This window comes from Wenyingzhuangia sp. IMCC45533 (assembly GCF_054111225.1).
This window is the reverse complement of the sequence record NZ_CM134197.1, coordinates 2397336-2415443: the sequence shown is the minus strand read 5'-3', so window position 1 is coordinate 2415443 and position 18108 is coordinate 2397336. Positions and strand designations below refer to the sequence as shown.

Sequence of the window (18108 nt, the reverse complement as noted above, 5' to 3'; positions counted from 1 at the left end):
TAAACTATATATCAAGTCTGTCATCAAATTAAAATGACAGACTTCTATTTTTATCACAATGGAAGAAAAAAAGAAATTAGATATTAGCCAATTAATTGGTTTCGCTTTAATTGGAGCCATACTTGTATGGTACACAATGACTAAAAAAGATGAGGTTCCTGTTCAAGAAGAAACTAAAACAGAAGAGATTGCTCCAAATGAAAACTTTGCCAATACTGATGACAACTCTATTGTTACAGACTCTGTTTTAAGTCTTGAGGCTTCTAAAAAATATGGAGAATTTGCATACTCTATAGTTAACGGTGCAAAAGAAACCGGAACAACCACTTTAGAAAATGAAGTTTTAAAGTTAGTAATTGCCAACAAAGGAGGGCAAATTGTTAAGGCTCAACTAAAGGAATATACGACTTATAATAAAGCTCCATTATTTTTAATTAAAGATAATAATGCCAGCTTTAATATTAATTTTGGTACGTCAGAAAACAAAATTATCAATACAAAAAATTTAGTTTTCTCTCCTTCTACTTCTAAAAACGGAAAAAATCAAGTTGCATCATTTAAGCTAAAAGTATCTAATGATCAATACTTAGAATATCGTTATGAATTAAAACCAAATGATTACATGTTAGATTTTTCTATCAGATCTGTTGGGTTAGAAAATGTAATTAGTAGTAGTAACAAAATTAACCTAGAATGGGATTTGGTTGCATTGCGTAATGAAAAAAGTATTAAGTACGAAAATCAGATGACAGCTTTACATTACGAAAAAGAAGATGGAAAGTTTGATGACTTATCTGTGGGTGCTAAAGATGATGAAATTGAAGAAAACGTAGATTGGATTGGGTACAAACAACATTTCTTCTCAACCATTTTATCTACAAATACTCCTTTCGAAAAAGCAGAATTAACCTCTGTATCATTGGTAAATGACGTTTTAGTGGATACCTTGGCTACCAAAAAATTTAGTACTGTTGCTCCTTTAAAATTGTCTAATGGAGCTTTGGCTTATAACATGAACTTGTATATGGGCCCAAACATTCACAATACATTAGCTTCCTACGACAAGGGAATAGAAAACGTAATGAACTTAGGTTGGGGAATTTTTGGATGGATTAACAAAAATGTGTTTATTCCTATTTTTCACTTTTTAAGTAGCTTTATAAGTAACTATGGATTGGTAATTATTTTAATGACTCTAATTGTTAGACTACTAATGTCACCATTAGTTTACAAATCTTACGTATCTAGTGCCAAAATGAAAGTTCTAAAACCAGAAATAGATGCGATTAACGCTAAATTTCCTGGAAAAGAAAACCAAATGAAACGTCAATCAGAAACAATGGCTCTTCAGCGAAAATCTGGTGTGAATATGATGGCTGGATGTATTCCGGCATTATTACAAATGCCAGTATTCTTTGCATTATTCCGTTTCTTCCCTTCTGAGATATTGTTGAGACAAGAGCCTTTCTTATGGGCAGACGATTTGGCTTCTTATGATAGTGTTTTCGAGTGGTCTACAAACATTCCAATCATTTCTAGTTTTTATGGAAATCACTTTAGTTTGTTTCCTGTTCTAGCTTCAGTTGCTATCTTCTTTTATATGAGAATGAATCAAGGTCAGCAAATGTCTATGCAACAACCTGCTCAAGAAGGAATGCCTGATATGCAAAAGATGATGAAAATGATGATGTATTTTTCACCATTAATGATGTTATTCTTCTTTAACAATTACGCTTCTGGTTTAAGTTTGTATTACTTTATCTCTAACTTACTTACCTTGACTATTATGTTTGTGATTAAAAACTACGTAATTGACGAAGAAAAGATTTTAGCTAAAATTCACGAAAACAGAAAAAAGCCCAAAAAACAAAGTAAGTTTAAGCAGCGTTTAGACGAGGCTATGAAACAGGCACAAGCACAACAAGTGGCTCAGAAAAAAGCCAAAAAGAAATAGATATTGACCGCACATAATGTGTTTACAAAAAGCCCAAAGAATATAACTTCTTTGGGCTTTTTAATTCAATATATAGATCAGCTTCTAAGCCTTTTATCAAATAAAACAAATCCTATATCTATAAACTATGTAAACATTTACAACAGCGTTTTATACAATTATACTTCATTCATCTAACAACAAACAAAAAAAGACCTACCGAAAACGGTAGGTCTTTTTTTGTTATAAAATTTAAGTATTGTAGAACTAAAATTTAGTTTCAAGCTTTATATAATCTCTAAACTCTTTTTGTTTCTCTGTACTTTTAAAAGCACCTCCAAATTCCGCAGTAACAGTAGAACTCTCAATATCCTTAACTCCTCTAGAATTTACACACAGGTGTTTGGCATCGATAATACAAGCCACATCTTCTGTTCCTAAAGCTTCTTGTAATGCTTTTACAATCTGTCTTGTCAAGCGCTCCTGTACCTGTGGTCTTTTAGCAAAATGATCTACAATTCTGTTCATTTTAGATAAACCTACAACAGTGCCTTTGGAAATATAAGCAACATGAGCTCTACCAACAATAGGTAGTAAGTGGTGCTCGCAAGTAGAATAAACAACAATGTTTTTTTCTACCAACATTTCGTTGTACTTGTAATTATTACTAAACGTAGATAATTTTGGTCTGTTCTCTGGGTTTAAACCACCAAACAATTCTTTAACATACGCTTTTGCAACACGCTTTGGCGTTCCTTTTAAGCTATCATCGGTTAAATCTAAACCTAACGTTTCCATAATATCTTTAACGCTTTGTTCAATTTTATCAATCTTTTCAGCATCAGATAGTTTAAAAGCATCCTCTCTCATTGGAGTACGTGTAACATCACCTATGTGATTGTCTCCTATATCATCAATTTCTTCGTAGTTCATTATGTCAATTTCTTGGGACATATTTATAAAATTATAAGCTGCAAATTTACGAATTAATTATCACTTGTGACAACTCCTCCAAACTATACATCTTTTGTTCTCCTGATTCCATATTCTTTAAGGTAAAACTACCCTGCTCCATTTCTTTTTCTCCTACCAAAACAACATAAGGTATACTTTTTTTATTAGCATAATTCATCTGTTTTTTCATTTTGGCTGCACTTGGATATAATTCTGACTTGATATCCAATTGTCTTAATTTTGCTATTGCTTTGGTCGAATACAACGCTTCTTCATTACCAAAATTGATGAATAATACATCGGGTCTTGGTAAAATTACTTCATCAAATAATTCTAATTCTTCTAAGACCAAGTAAATTCTGTCCAATCCAAAAGAAATTCCAACTCCGCTCATGTCTTTCAAACCAAAAATACCAGTCAGATCGTCGTATCTTCCACCTCCTCCAATAGAGCCCATTTTAACATTATCTGGAGCTGCAACCTCAAAAATGGCTCCTGTGTAGTAATTTAAGCCTCTAGCCAAAGTTACATCTAAGGACAAGCTTGCAGATTGCAAACCTATCGATTCTATATTATCAATAATAAATCTTAACTCTTCTACTCCTTTGGTTCCTTCTTTAGAACTTACCAGCATTGTTTGCAGCTGGTCTAATTTTTCTTGACTACTCCCTGTAAAATTAAACAATGGAGATATTTTAGAAATGGCTTCTTCTGTAATTCCTTTAGATATCATTTCCTTTACCACTCCTTCTTCTCCTATCTTATCTAACTTGTCCAGTGCTACGGTAAAATCAATTAATTTATCGCTTGCTCCTATGATTTCAGCAATACCCGATAATATTTTTCGATTATTCATTTTAATAGTAACCCCTTTTAAATTTAGTTTTGAAAAAACGGTATCGTATAACTGAATAAAATCTATTTCTTGCCACAAGGAATCGCTTCCTACCACATCAGCATCACATTGATAAAATTCTCTAAAACGTCCTTTTTGAGGTCTATCAGCTCTCCATACTGGCTGAATTTGATATCTTTTAAACGGAAATTCTATTTCATTCTGATGTTGCACTACGTATCTTGCAAAAGGCACCGTTAAGTCGTAACGCAAAGCTTTTTCTGAAATAGAGCTTGTTAATTTTTGACTATCCTTAGTTTCTAAATGCTCTGAATTGGCTTTTTTTAAATAATCTCCAGAATTTAGAATCTTAAAAATCAATCGATCTCCTTCTTCTCCGTACTTCCCCATCAAGGTATTCAAGTTTTCAAACGACGGAGTTTCAATGGATTGGAACCCAAACGTTTTAAATACTGATTTTATCGTAGAAAAAATATAATCTCGCTTAGCTACTTCTACAGGAGAAAAATCTCTTGTCCCTTTTGGAATACTAGGTTTTTGTGCCATAAATGATTCAAAAAAATTAAAACACAAATATAGTATAAACAATGTTCTTGTTATCTATCATTTTATACTTGTTATTTTATAGAGAGTGTATTTGTTTTTAGTGTTAACATATTTTTATCCGAAATATGCTTTTGTAAATTTTTGTTTTTCCCTATTGATATCAACATCTTGAATACGATAATGATGAATTTAGCAAAATTTGATTTTCAAAAATTCGATAAAACTATATGGATTCGAATTGCAAATTAGGCTTATTTATATTGAATATGTCGGTAAAATGACGTTAGTAATATTTACTAAAATCTAACCTATTTTTTTGGCAAATCTTTTTAACAAAATTGTCAATAAAGTTGTCGATAACTAAAAAAAAAGCTTCAAAAATGGATTTAATAATTGCATAATTTTATATCAAACAAAAACACCGCTGATATGATTTCGAAAGTTATTAAGAGGGATTATACCTCTACCGATTTTAAATTACATAAAATTAGTAATGCTATTTATGCAGCTATGAAATCTGTAGGACAAGGAACCTTAGACGAGGCTAATAACGTAGCTTTAAGTGTTTTAGCAAAAATAAACCATAAGTCTGAAACTACAAAATATTACGTTCCTACGGTAGAAGAGATTCAAGATGTTGTTGAGGCCGAGTTGATGCACAGTGAATTTTTAGAGGTTGCAAAAGCTTATATTTTATATAGAAATGAGCAAAAAAGGAAAAGGAAGAAAAACGTATTTGAAAAACGTATCAACCTAAAACCTTATGAGTATCCAGAGCTTATAGAATATGTAGATGCCATTAGACATTCTTATTGGATTCATACAGAATTTAATTTTACTAGTGATGTGCAAGACTTTAAATCGAGATTAAATCCCGTAGAAAGAAATGCGATTAAAAACACTATGTTGGCCATTTCTCAAATAGAGGTTGCTGTTAAAAGTTTTTGGGGAGAAATTCATAACAAACTTCCAAAACCAGAAATTGGATCTGTAGGTTCAACTTTTGCAGAAAGTGAAGTAAGACATCACGATGCTTATTCTCACCTTTTAGAAATTTTAGGTTTAAATGACGAATTTAGCAACCTAAAAAAGAATCCTAAAATAATGAAGAGAATTCATTATTTAGAAAAATCTTTAAAAAACGCTAAAAGTAACGATAATAAAGAGTATTCAGAAGCTATTCTTTTATTCTCTTTGTTTATAGAACACGTATCGTTGTTCTCTCAATTTTTAATCATTATGGCCTTTAACAAACATAAAAATATGTTAAAGGGTATTTCTAATGTAGTAGAAGCTACATCCAAAGAAGAACAAATACACGGAGATTTTGGAATTGATTTGATCAAAATTATCAAAGATGAAAATCCAGATTGGTTTAATGAAGATTTTACGCAAATTATACAGTTAACTTGTGCAGAAGCTTACCAAACCGAAAGTGGAATTATTAATTGGATTTTTGAAAAAGGAGAATTAGACTTTTTGCCTGTTGATGTTATTAACGAATTTATTAAAGACCGTTTTAACAAATCATTAGAAAGTATTGGTATCCAAAAAATATTTAAGATTGATGAAAGCTTGTTAGAGCAAACAGAGTGGTTTAATGATGAAATTATTGGTACCAAACACGGAGACTTTTTTGTAAAAAGATCTATCAATTACAGTAAAAGAACAAGAAGTATTACCAAAGACGATTTATTTTAAGCCACCACATAACACCTACACAGAAAATGACAGCAAACGACACACAAACAAACGTAAAACAAACACAAGACTTTGAATGGCTTACCGAGCACAGTCAAAACTTTTTAAATTCTGGTTATCTTTTAGATGGAGTAACTCCTAAAGGAAGAATTAGAGAAATTGCTGAACACGCAGAAAAGATTTTGAAAATTGACGGATTCGCTGACAAATTTTACGGATACATGTCTCAAGGTTTTTACTCCTTAGCTTCACCCGTATGGTCTAACTTTGGTAAAAAAAGAGGACTACCTATTAGCTGTTTTGGTTCTCATGTGGCAGATGATATAGGAGATATTTTATATACGCAGTCCGAAGCAGGGATGATGTCTAAGTTAGGTGGAGGTACTTCTGGTTATTTTGGTAAATTAAGACCTCGTGGATCATCCATTAAAAACAACGGAAAATCTTCTGGAGCAGTACACATGATGCAACTGTTCGAAACTATGGTAGATGTGGTAAGTCAAGGATCTGTTCGTAGAGGTAGGTTTGCTCCTTATTTGGATATTGACCACGCTGATATTGAAGAGTTTTTAGAAATTGGTACAGAAGGAAATCCTATCCAAGAGTTAACGCATGGTGTTTGTGTGGGAAGCGAATGGATGAAAGAAATGATTGAAGGTGATGATGAAAAAAGATCACTATGGGCAAAAGTTTTACAAAGAAGATGTGAAATAGGTTACCCTTATATTTTCTTTAAAGACAACGCAAACGAAAATACTGTAGACGTTTATAAGGACAACAATCACAGGATATATGGAAGTAACCTTTGTTCTGAAATTATGTTACCTACCAACGAAGACTGGTCTTTTGTATGTGTATTATCTTCTGTTAACATTTTACACTACGACAAATGGAAAGACACAGATGCTGTAGAGACTATGGTATACTTTTTAGATGCCGTTTTAGAAGAGTTTATTTCTAAATTAGAAGATTATAGGGATTCTCCAGATAAGGACGATCGTTTGGTATTCCATTTTATGGAAAAAGCTTATAATTTTTCTAAGGAAAACAGAGCATTAGGTTTGGGAGTATTAGGATGGCATTCTTTCTTACAATCTAAAAATTTAGCTTTTGATTCTGCTGAGGCTTATGATTACAATTCTAAAATTTTTAAATTAATCAAAGAGAAATCTTATGCTGCTTCTGAGGAGTTGGCAAAATTGTACGGAGAACCAAAAGTATTAAAGGGATATGGTCGTAGAAACACTACCTTAAATGCAATTGCCCCTACTACCTCTTCTGCTTTTATTTTAGGGCAAGTTTCTCAAGGAATAGAACCTATTTGGTCTAATTGTTACGTAAAAGATATCGCAAAGGTCAAGACAACTATCAAGAACAAATACTTAGAAGAATTGCTAGAAAGCAAAGGACAAAACACGAAAGATATTTGGAAAAGTATTAGAGATAGAGATGGTTCTGTACAACACTTAGAATGTTTATCAGATCACGAGAAAGAGGTTTTTAAAACGTATGCTGAACTAGATCAGTTAGCTATTATTTATCAAGCTGCAAATAGACAAAACCACATAGACCAAGGACAGTCTTTAAATATTATGGTACATCCAGAAATGCCTGTTAAGGATTTAAACAAAATACATACTACTGCATGGCAACTAGGAGTAAAATCTCTTTATTACCAACACAGTATGAATGCTGCTCAACAGTTTAAGCAGAAAAAAGAATGTACTAGTTGTGAAGGTTAATCTCAATAGGACTTCAATCAAATAAAAACACAAAGGCTCAAAATTAATTTTTGAGCCTTTGTGTTATTAAATAGTCAATTTTATTTTTGTTTTTTCCATTCTTCGGCTACTTTTTCTAATTCCATATACCAGTTTTCACCAAACCTAAGAATTAGGGCATTCTTCAAAAATTTGTAAACAGGAACTTTCAGTTCGTTACCTAAAGTGCATGCATCATCACAAATATCCCAATGATGATAATTTACTGCTGCAAACTCGGAGTAATCTTGTACACGGACTGGGTACAAATGGCATGATATCGGTTTTTTCCAATCGATAATTCCTTTATTATATGCTTGCTCAATCCCACAAGATGTAATTCCGTTTTTATCAAAAGTCACAAAAGCACATTCTTTATCATTTACTAATGTGGTTTCATGTTCTCCAAACTCGTTGGTGGAGTAAGTGCCGTGCTTTTCAATTTCTTCTACACCTCGGGCTCGTAAAGTGTGCTTTATTTTTGGGTAAACCTCATTTAGTTTATCTATTTCTTCTTCTAAAACTGGAGCACCTGCATCACCTGCTACACAACATTCACCTTTGCATGCTGATATATTACAAACAAAATCTTTTTGTAACACATCTTCAGAAACAATTGTTTTACCTATTTGAAACATAATAAATAGCGATAAAAAAAGAGTCTATAAATTTTATAGACTCTTTTGTATTATTTTAAAAACAAAAATAATATTTTATTTTTTATTAACCTCTTTAATATACTTCTCTATCGCCATGGTCATAGAAGGAGTTTCTGGAGACGGAGCAGAAATATCTACTTTTAAACCAGCCTCAGTAGCAGCGTTTACTGTAGAATTACCATATACTGCTATTCTCGTATTGTTTTGCTTAAATTCTGGGAAATTCTTGAATAAAGAATGAATTCCTGAAGGACTAAAGAAAACCAACACATCGTAAAAAACGTTCTCTAGATCGGAAAGATCACTTGTTACGGTTCTATACAAATCTGCTCTTTTCCACTCCAATCCCATATCGTTTAAAGCCTCTGGAATAGAAGGTTTTAGTTTATCCGAAGATGGCAATAAAAACTTTTCTGACTTATGCTTTTTTATTACCTCACACAACTCTGGAAAAGATCTCTTACCTACGTAAATTTTACGCTTTCTGTATACTACGTATTTTTGTAAATAGTAAGCTACAGCTTCCGATTGACAAAAATATTTTAGTTCATTTGGCACTTTGTATCTCATTTCCTCAGCAATTCTAAAAAAATGATCTACAGCATTTCTACTGGTCAATATAATCGCTGAATACTTACTTAAGTCAATTTTTTGATTTCTAACATCACGTACAGTCAAACCTTCAACATGTATAAAAGATCTAAAATCTACTTTTACTTTTTGTTTTTCCGATAAAATTGAAAATGGAGATTGTTGGTCTGATTTTGGCTCTGGTTGCGAAACTAGTATAGTCTTTACTTTCATCTTTTTCTTACTCTGTATAACGTTTAAAAAAATATATAAACGGAAATATTTCTAGAGTGCAAAGATACAAAATTATATATAAAACCTGACCAGAAAGGAGGTTTTTATTATTCCAAATAAGCTTTCCTAACCTAAAGCAATATAAAAATAAAACGCTCAACACCATAATATTACATGTAAAATTATGATGGTTCAATTGTAAAATTGCATATCCAAATAAAGGAAAAACTAACATTAACAAGGAAGCTAAGTAACTAGTTTCCAGCGATAACATTTGTTTATGTAGATTTGAAAATCTAAAAAAATATGAATACAGTTTTCCTCCCAAAAACTTTAGAATTGAGTAGGCTAAAACCATCAGAAATATTTTGACGTACAAATTTAAAGTTAGTGTATAAACTTCTATATCCGAATACAAAATCAACATTAGAAATAGACTAAACGTAGTAGATATAAACCCAAACACAAACAAATTATAGAGCGAAACAAAGGAAGACAAATCTACTGGATAGGCATAAAAGTACTTGTTTGAAAAAAAGGTATTAAAAAAAAGTTTGGACCTTCTCAAATCTAACAAACACATAAAAAAGATAAACAAAATAGGTAAAAACAATAGTGCCGTTGCCACGTTGTTATAATAGGGTTCCCTTATCTCAATATTCATCATTTATTTTTGTCTACAGCTGCATTAATATTGATGCAAAATTAGGAATAAAAAAATGTAAATTTGAGGTTTTAAATATCTTGTATGAGCAAAGCATTAATTATTATCCCTACACTTAATGAAGTCGAAAATATCGACTTTATTATCCACAAAGTGTTTGGTATTAATAAAGACTATCATATTCTTATTGTTGATGATAGCTCTACGGATGGTACTATTGATAAAATACAAATTCTAAAAAAGCAATATTTAAACTTACATTTAGAAATTAGAGTTAAAAATAAAGGACTTGGTAAAGCTTATATTCACGGTTTTAAATGGGCTTTGTCACAAGATTTTGAGTTTATTATTGAAATGGATGCTGATTTTTCTCACAATCCAAAGGATTTACCAAGATTATTAGAGGCTTGCAAAAGTGGCAACGATTTGGTTGTAGGTTCTAGATACATCAATAATAAAATTAATGTTATCAACTGGGATTTTAAAAGACTAATGCTGTCTTACCTCGCATCAAAATATGTTAAGCTTATTACTGGAATGCCTATTTTTGATACTACTGCAGGTTTTATTTGTTATCGTAAAAGTGTGCTAGACACCATTGATTTAAGTCAGATTAGATTTACAGGTTATGCTTTTCAAATAGAAATGAAATTTAAGGCTTGGTTGCATCAATTCAAAATCAAAGAAATACCAATTATATTCACAGATAGAACTAAAGGAACTTCCAAGTTAGATGGTTCCATTATCAGCGAAGCTGTGTTTGGAGTAATTAAAATGAAATTTAAAGGACTAACAAAAAAATAAATTATGGGATGTACTGTTATTAAAGGTGCTACAATTATAAATGAAGGAAAATCTTTTAAAAGAGATGTTTTAATTGAAAACGAAATGATTAAAACCATTGCAAAAAACATTAAAATTCCTAAAAGTGCTACCATTATAGAAGCTAAAGGAAAAATCTTAATTCCTGGAGCCATAGATGATCAAGTGCATTTTAGAGAACCTGGACTTACCCATAAAGCGAACATCGCTACAGAAAGTAAAGCTGCTGCTGCTGGTGGAATTACAACGTTTATAGAAATGCCAAACACGGTTCCCCAAGCAACCACGCAGGAATTGTTAGAGGATAAGTTTAAAATTGCTTCTAAAGACTCGTACGTAAACTATTCTTTTATGTTTGGAGGTACCAATGACAATTTAGACGAATTGTTAAAAACAGATCCTAAAAAAGTTGCTGGTATCAAATTATTTCTAGGATCTTCTACAGGAAATATGCTGGTAGATAATCCTGAGGTTTTGGAAAAAATATTTTCCTCTACCAACATGGTGATTTCTACTCATTGCGAAGATGAGCAAACTATTAAAGATAACATGAAAGTTGCTTTGGAAGAATTTGGTGAAGATATTCCTATCAATCAACATCCTATTATTAGAAGCGCAGAAGCTTGTTATATTTCATCTTCTAAAGCCATTGAATTGGCAAAAAAAACAGGTGCCAGGCTTCATGTTTTTCACTTGTCTACAGCTAAAGAAATGGAGTTGTTTACAAACGATATTCCATTAAAAGACAAAAAAATTACAGCCGAAGTTTGTATTCACCACTTAACTTTTACTAGTGATCAATATGATGAAAAGGGAACTTTTATCAAATGGAATCCTGCTGTAAAAACCAAAAATGACAGAGATGCTTTATGGAGCGCTTTGCTAGATGATAGAATTGACGTTATCGCCACAGACCATGCTCCGCATACTTTAGAAGAAAAACAAAACACTTATACAAAAGCACCAAGTGGTGGACCTTTGGTACAACACGCTATTCCTGCTATGATGAGTTTTGTTGATGAAGGAAAAATTACAATTGAAAAGGTGGTAGAAAAAATGTGTCATAATCCAGCTATTTTATTTGATATTGAAAAAAGAGGATATGTTAAAGAAGGGTATTATGCCGACTTAGTATTAATTGATCCAGGCAAGAGATGGACAGTTACCAAAGAAAATATTCTTTATAAGTGTGGTTGGAGTCCTTTTGAGGGTACTCGATTTAATAATACCATTACGCACACATTTGTCAACGGAAATTTAATTTATGATAATGGGAACTTTGATGACCAAACAAAAGGTAAGCGTATTACTTTTAACAGATAATTTATGAATAAACTCTTTTACAAATTTTCTATCGTTATTATACTTGCAGTTGTAGGCTGTAATAGCAATACTATCATAAAAAAACCAGAGAATCTGATTCCTAAAGAGATGATGATTGATGTTTTGACAGACACCTATCTATCCACCTCTGCTAAAAACTCAGTAAACGTAAATGGTGAGAAACGCGTTAATTACCATGCGTTAATTTACAAGAAGTACAATATAGACTCTCTGAGCTTTAACGAAAGTTTAAAATATTACAGTTCAGATATTGGTTTGAATGAGGAAATTTTAAAACAAGTGAAAATAAAGGTTGAAGAGCAACTCAATGCAAAATCTAAAGAGCTTAAAGCAAAACAGACACCCTAATAAAAGAGCGATACCTTAAAAAGTATCGTTCTTTTGCTTTAATAAACTTATTGCCAATAACAACCATGCTGCTAATAACAATAAACCTCCAACGGGAGTTACAAACCAAACATAAGCAGATGGCACCAAACCTAAGGTTAACAAATAAATAGAACCCGAAAAAAGTACGATCCCAATTGATAGTAATAAACTAATTGTTTTTTTATTAGAGATACTCAAAACTGGTAACGAAACAATAATTAATATCAGCAAACTATGTATAACTTGATATCTTATTCCCGTTAAAAAGCTATTTAACATAGCTGATGTTAAAACCTCTTTTAAGCCATGGGCACCAAAAGCCCCTAGTGCAACTGATGTTGCTCCACTAAAAGCAGCAAATACTGTATATTTTTTCATTACATTTTTATATAAAAATCCTTTGTTAAAGAAATATATTCTTTTGTATATAGATGTCTATCTATCTCTATCACCAATTCATCACAACAACAGTCTCTTCTCTCTCTAGTCAGCAATAATAATGTCCTCTTTATTTCCAAGTCTTTTCTTCCCCTTACTCTAGTAATTTTAGAAGGATACAATCCTACTTTATAAGCCTTTTCTAAAAACTGCTGTTCCTCTTTATTGGGTAAAATAAAAGAGCAAATACCATTTGCTTTCAAAAGTCGTTCAGTACACTTTAAAAGTACATCAAAAGTCAAGTTGCCTACGTGTCTAGCCAAAGTTCTCTTAGAGGCTTCACTTTTAAAAGTATCTGTATAATAAGGTGGATTAGATACAATTAAGTCGTACTTATTCTCTGTTTGATAGGACGCTAAGGGCTTTTGAAACAACGACAATCTTTCTGACCAGTCTGAATTTCTAAAATTAAGATTGGCTTCTTTACATGCATCTTGATCTATTTCTAGAGCGTCAATATTTGCCGATTGATTTCTTTGAGCTAACATTAAAGATATTAAACCAGTCCCAGTGCCAATATCCAAAATAGTATCCATATTTTTTACAGGAGTCCAAGCACCCAATAACACACCGTCAGTACCTACTTTCATAGCCGACTTGTCTTGTACAATTGAAAATTTTTTGAATTTAAACATCTGATTTTGTGACTAGGTAAAAATACAAATGTTATTTTAAGAAGTTAAGATAAATACATATCTATTAAACCTGGAGGAGTTTCTAAAACCACTCTTTTTCCCTTTCGATCAATTTCTTTGATAAATTCATCAATCATGGGAACCAACACAGGATTTCCGTTGTTGTCTATTTCGAATAAAGCTTGCGCAGTACTATCATTTATTCCAGTAACCGTACCAAATTCACCATAGTTTAAATCTACAGCTGTAAAACCTATAACTTCATGAAAATAAAACTTATTTCCAGTGAGTTTAGGTAAAAACTCAAGCGGTAAGTATATGCCTGAATTCATAATGGCATCCGCATCCTGTTCTGTGTCTACAGTTTCAAAACGAACACGTAATTGATTTCCTTTTTGCAGTAAACTTTCTTCAATAAAAAAAGGAATCAAATCTTTGCCGTGTTCGACAAAGACTGATTCCATATTTTGGTAAAGTGAAGGTTCATCAGTATCTAGCTTGATGACTACCTCTCCCTTAAAACTGTGCTTTCTAACGATTTTACCTAAATAAAAACAATCTTTTTTATGCATAAAATCGATGTTAGAAATTACTCAGCAGCTTCTTCCTTAGTTTCTTCTTCAGCAGTTTCCTCTGATGCAACTTCTTCAGCAGCTTTTGCTTCAGCTAATAAAGCTTCTTCAGCTTCTTTTGCAGCGTTGATACGAGCTTCATTTACTGCTTTTTCAGCTTCTAATGTTTTAGCCTTTTCAGCCGCTTGCTCAGCAGTTAAACCGTCTTTTTTAGCTTGAATAGCAGCTTCTTTAGACGCTACCCATTCTTGGAATTTAGCCTCTGCTTGCTCTTCTGTTAAAGCTCCTTTAGTTACCCCTCCTTGTAAGTGCTTCTTTAACAAAACACCTTTTGTAGATAAAATAGTTTTAGCAGTATCTGTTGGTTGTGCACCGTTGTTCAACCATTTTACAGAAGCATCAACATCTAATTCAATGATTGCTGGATTGTGGTTTGGATTGTAAGTTCCTAATTTTTCTAAAAATTTACCATCTCTTTTTGAACGTGCATCTGCAGCTACTACGTAGTAAAAAGGTTTTCCTTTTTTACCGTGTCTTTGTAATCTAATTTTTACTGACATAATTTAAAATTGTGTAGGTTCACGACCTACGTTATTAATTTTTGAGGTGCAAATATACAATTATTATATTCTATCTCGTTAAATATCTAAACATTTTACGCTTTGTTAACTACTTGGTTTTCAACCAAAGGTTTTCCTATGTATACTAGTTTACAATCCTTACCAATAGTAATGCTGTCGTTTGCTGCTGAAATTACGTATATTTCTCCTTTTTCATCGGCTACGAACAATGGAATTGTATCTTCTGTTTCAGTTAAAACCCTATTCTTTTCTATAAAATCTTCTCGTGACTCAATCTCTATTTCGTTAATTTGAGGATAGATTCTAATTAACTCACTAAACTTGATAAAATCATCATACAAAGACAAAAAGTTACTATCATCATCTCTTTTACCTAGTTTTAGTTCCGTTTCTGATACAAATCTGAACGCAGCAGATTTATCAATTCGCTTAGTAAAATTATTGATTGCGTGCATGTTTACTTTTTTACTTCCTGTTAAGGCTAACATATAGCCAATATCTGTATACTCAATATTATTAGCGATGTCATCAGAAAATACATCTACAACTTCTGCGTTCAAACCTTCTTCTTGCGCTAATTTAATTTTATCTTCATTATTATCTATAACAACCACGTGTCGGTTATTTTCTTCTAAATATTTGGCAATGATTCTAGCTACCTCCGAAGCACCAACTATCAATATTCCGTCTGAAGATCTGATGTAAACTCCTAACAATCTAGCCAAAAACCTAGCAGTTGTCGCGTTTAACAATACCGTTCCTAACACAATGACAAAAACTAGAGGAGTAATATATTCTGCTCCTGGCTCTCCACTAGACACCAGTTTTAAACCGAAAAGTGAAGCAATACCTGCTGCCACTATCCCCCTAGGCCCTACCCAACTGATAAAAGCTTTCTCATTAAAATTTAAACCTGAATTTCTGATGCTTAGAAAAACACCCACGGGTCTAATTACAAAAATGATGATTCCGAATAATGCCAATGTTTGCCAATTATTAATCAGGTCAAAATCTTTTAAGTTCATATTCGCGGAAAGTAATATAAACAGAATAGAAATTAACAAAACACTTAGAGACTCTTTAAAATCTATAATTTCTTTTAGATAAGGTACATCAATATTACCCAATACCATTCCCATAACTACTACAGATAACAAACCAGATTCGTGTGCAAAAGAGTCTGACAACACAAAAACCCCTAAAACATAAGCTAGTGTAAATACATTTAACAAGTATTTTGGCAACATTTTTCTTTTTAGCACAAAATTAAATGCGTGGGCAAAAGTGAAACCAAAGGTAAAACCAAACAACACTATTTTACCAAACTCTATGATAGCTGTTTGGGTAAAATCATCCGTGTTACCCACACTTATAAATTCAAATACTAATACAGCTACTAAGGCTCCAATAGGATCTATTAAAATTCCCTCCCATTTTAAAATGGCAGACACATCTCTCTTTAAACGGATATTTCTTAGAATAGGTGTAATTACCGTAGGACCTGTAACTATAATTAATGATGAAAATAAAAATGAGATAGACCAGCTCAGTTGAAATAAGTAATGTACCGTAATACCAGCTCCAAAAAAGGTAACTAGAGAACCTACGGTAATTAATCTAAGAATAGATGGTCCCACATTTAGGACTTCTTTTTTCTTAAGCGTTAGCCCTCCCTCAAAGAGAATAATACTAATGGCTAGGGACACAAAGTAAAAAAGGCTTTCGCCTGCAAACAGCCCCTTCTCACCGTTCCAAACAGGTTCAATCCATTTGGTTCCGTTTTCTGAAATTAGTGTGGAAATAGGTCCTACGAATAGTCCTACTAATATTAAAGGTAAAATTGCAGGCAACTTAAACTTCCACGCAGCCCACTGAGCTATAATTCCAATAATAATAATTCCTGCTAACTCTACCATACTTGTTGTATTACTAAATAAGTTTTAAAATAACGAATTTACATCTATTTCATAAAAAAAAGAGCTGTTCTTAAAAATATTAAGAACAGCTCTTTTGTAGATTGATTGTTGGTTTTTTAAAACCAACCTGAAATTAATTTATAAATATCGTTACCGTTTGCAAATGCCAATAAAGATAATAACAATACAAAACCTGTAATTTGTGCATATTCTAAAAATTTGTCTCCAGGTTTTCTTCCTGTAATCATTTCATATAAGGTAAATACTACATGTCCTCCATCTAAAGCTGGAATTGGTAATAAATTCATAAAACCTAACATGATTGACAAAAATGCTGTATTTGCCCAAAAAACTTTCCAATCCCAAACAGGTTTAAAAATTTTAGCTATAGAAATAAATCCTCCCATACTCGAGGCCCCTTTTTTAGTAAATACATACTTAAATTGTGCTATGTAGTCCTTTAAAGTCCAATAAGCTGCTGAGGAACCTTTTGAAATACTCTCCCCTAAAGAGTATTTCTTTTGCTCAATCTCAAAAATATCTTCCGCATCTAAGTGCGGAGCAACTCCAATTTTATTATTTTCTGGAGTAACTGTAAGCGTGACTAAAGAACTATTTCTCTCAACAACAACTTTGATAGGTTTGTCTTGAGCTGCTTGTATTTTAGAAGTAAAATCTGACCAGTAAGGAGTAGCTTCTCCATTTACAAATACGACTTTGTCATTTTTCATAAAACCAGACTTGTAGGCTGGTGTGTTTTGAATTACAGAGTCAATTACTGCTGGAAATAACGGAGTAAATGGATCCATAATATTTTGTTTCCACATTTCTTTTCCAATGTTTTTTGGAATAGACAAAACTTCTTTCTCACCGTTGGCATGTAAAACTTCAATAGTTTTTACATCTCTTAGAAATAATTGTTTGCTTACTTTCGATACGTTTTCTACAGGTTTACCGTCTACACTTAAAAAGGTATCTCCATTTCTAAAACCATACTGTTCAAAGTAGTCGTTTACTGCAAAACCATTCTTCACACCTCTAGGTCCTACTACTTCTTCTCCCCAAACAGAAAAAATCATGATATAGATTAAAAAACCTAAAATAAAGTTCACAATAACTCCCCCAAGCATAATAATCAATCTCTGCCAAGCGGGTTTAGATCTAAACTCCCATGGTTTGGCTGGTTGTTTCATCTGTTCAGTATCCATGCTTTCATCAATCATTCCAGCTATTTTTACATAACCTCCTAAAGGAATCCAACCTATACCGTAAACAGTTTCTCCAATTTTCTTTTTAAACAAAGAAAATTTGTAATCAAAAAATAAATAAAACTTTTCAACTTTAGTTTTGAAAAGTTTAGCGGGGATAAAGTGCCCTAATTCGTGTAAAACAATCAATAAAGAAAGGCTTAATAAAAACTGCCCTGCAATAATTAAATTTCCCATGTAATAAAGTAATTCTTTTTTAAGTCGAACAAATGTACAACTTTAATTATGTGTTCATCTTTTTTTAGGCAAAGTTTCTAAAATGCTTTGTAACTTTGAATAAATCTTT

17 protein-coding genes are annotated in these 18108 nt (G+C 32.2%); 6 read left to right on the top strand and 11 right to left on the bottom strand.

From position 1 onward, the window contains the following. Nucleotides 1-58: 58 nt before the first annotated feature. On the top strand, nt 59-1954 hold the full coding sequence (gene yidC / locus ACXGQW_RS10760) for a membrane protein insertase YidC (RefSeq protein ID WP_457822762.1): 1896 nt from the start codon (nt 59-61) through the stop codon (nt 1952-1954). A gap of 246 nt (nt 1955-2200) precedes the next feature. Here the strand turns inward: yidC and folE are convergent, their stop codons facing one another. Both folE and hisS read right to left on the bottom strand, forming a co-directional pair. Further along, entirely contained in the window at nt 2201-2866 is a 666-nt protein-coding gene (folE, locus tag ACXGQW_RS10755) for a GTP cyclohydrolase I FolE (RefSeq protein ID WP_457822760.1), read from the bottom strand. 46 nt (nt 2867-2912) lie between these two features. Continuing rightward, the gene (gene hisS / locus ACXGQW_RS10750) at nt 2913-4289 is read right to left on the bottom strand and encodes a histidine--tRNA ligase (protein ID WP_457822758.1); all 1377 of its coding nucleotides are present in this window, start codon (nt 4287-4289) and stop codon (nt 2913-2915) included. A 429-nt stretch (nt 4290-4718) separates the two neighbouring features. Between hisS and ACXGQW_RS10745 the strand changes: the two genes are divergently transcribed. Continuing rightward, the gene (locus ACXGQW_RS10745; RefSeq protein ID WP_457822756.1) at nt 4719-5990 is read left to right on the top strand and encodes a ribonucleotide-diphosphate reductase subunit beta; all 1272 of its coding nucleotides are present in this window, start codon (nt 4719-4721) and stop codon (nt 5988-5990) included. 26 nt (nt 5991-6016) lie between these two features. After that, nucleotides 6017-7732: a ribonucleoside-diphosphate reductase subunit alpha gene (locus ACXGQW_RS10740; protein WP_457822754.1), complete on the top strand. Its 1716-nt coding sequence runs from the start codon at nt 6017-6019 to the stop codon at nt 7730-7732. Nucleotides 7733-7812: 80 nt separating this feature from the next. Here the strand turns inward: ACXGQW_RS10740 and ACXGQW_RS10735 are convergent, their stop codons facing one another. The 3 genes from ACXGQW_RS10735 to ACXGQW_RS10725 all read right to left on the bottom strand — a co-directional run bounded on the left by ACXGQW_RS10735 (nt 7813) and on the right by ACXGQW_RS10725 (nt 9877). Further along, entirely contained in the window at nt 7813-8388 is a 576-nt protein-coding gene (locus ACXGQW_RS10735) for a DUF3109 family protein (protein ID WP_457822752.1), read from the bottom strand. 75 nt (nt 8389-8463) lie between these two features. Continuing rightward, nucleotides 8464-9213, bottom strand: coding sequence for a uroporphyrinogen-III synthase (locus ACXGQW_RS10730; protein ID WP_457822750.1), 750 nt, complete (start codon nt 9211-9213; stop codon nt 8464-8466). 7 nt (nt 9214-9220) lie between these two features. Continuing rightward, entirely contained in the window at nt 9221-9877 is a 657-nt protein-coding gene (locus ACXGQW_RS10725; protein WP_457822748.1) for a DUF4271 domain-containing protein, read from the bottom strand. A gap of 84 nt (nt 9878-9961) precedes the next feature. Between ACXGQW_RS10725 and ACXGQW_RS10720 the strand changes: the two genes are divergently transcribed. Genes ACXGQW_RS10720 through ACXGQW_RS10710 form a run of 3 tightly spaced genes read left to right on the top strand, consistent with a single transcriptional unit; the run spans nt 9962 to nt 12391 of the window. Further along, nucleotides 9962-10681: a polyprenol monophosphomannose synthase gene (locus tag ACXGQW_RS10720; RefSeq protein WP_457822746.1), complete on the top strand. Its 720-nt coding sequence runs from the start codon at nt 9962-9964 to the stop codon at nt 10679-10681. A gap of 3 nt (nt 10682-10684) precedes the next feature. After that, nucleotides 10685-12022, top strand: coding sequence for a dihydroorotase (locus ACXGQW_RS10715; protein ID WP_457822744.1), 1338 nt, complete (start codon nt 10685-10687; stop codon nt 12020-12022). A 3-nt stretch (nt 12023-12025) separates the two neighbouring features. Next, entirely contained in the window at nt 12026-12391 is a 366-nt protein-coding gene (locus tag ACXGQW_RS10710; RefSeq protein ID WP_457822742.1) for a DUF4296 domain-containing protein, read from the top strand. Between the two features lie 15 nt (nt 12392-12406). Here the strand turns inward: ACXGQW_RS10710 and ACXGQW_RS10705 are convergent, their stop codons facing one another. From ACXGQW_RS10705 to rseP, 6 genes are all read right to left on the bottom strand, one after another. After that, nucleotides 12407-12790: a DUF423 domain-containing protein gene (locus tag ACXGQW_RS10705; RefSeq protein WP_457822740.1), complete on the bottom strand. Its 384-nt coding sequence runs from the start codon at nt 12788-12790 to the stop codon at nt 12407-12409. After that, nucleotides 12790-13440 carry a tRNA1(Val) (adenine(37)-N6)-methyltransferase gene (locus ACXGQW_RS10700; protein ID WP_457822738.1) on the bottom strand — a complete coding sequence of 217 codons (651 nt, stop codon included), beginning with the start codon at nt 13438-13440 and terminating at the stop codon, nt 12790-12792. Before ACXGQW_RS10700 ends, ACXGQW_RS10705 begins: the two co-directional genes overlap by 1 nt. An 89-nt stretch (nt 13441-13529) precedes the next feature. Next, nucleotides 13530-14057: a ribosome maturation factor RimM gene (gene rimM, locus ACXGQW_RS10695; protein ID WP_457822736.1), complete on the bottom strand. Its 528-nt coding sequence runs from the start codon at nt 14055-14057 to the stop codon at nt 13530-13532. A 17-nt stretch (nt 14058-14074) separates the two neighbouring features. After that, entirely contained in the window at nt 14075-14617 is a 543-nt protein-coding gene (locus ACXGQW_RS10690; RefSeq protein ID WP_457822734.1) for a 30S ribosomal protein S16, read from the bottom strand. A 95-nt stretch (nt 14618-14712) separates the two neighbouring features. Further along, nucleotides 14713-16554, bottom strand: a complete 1842-nt coding sequence (locus tag ACXGQW_RS10685) for a cation:proton antiporter (RefSeq protein ID WP_457822732.1) — start codon at nt 16552-16554, stop codon at nt 14713-14715. A gap of 116 nt (nt 16555-16670) precedes the next feature. Next, the gene (gene rseP / locus ACXGQW_RS10680) at nt 16671-17999 is read right to left on the bottom strand and encodes an RIP metalloprotease RseP (protein ID WP_457822730.1); all 1329 of its coding nucleotides are present in this window, start codon (nt 17997-17999) and stop codon (nt 16671-16673) included. Nucleotides 18000-18108 lie beyond the last annotated feature (109 nt).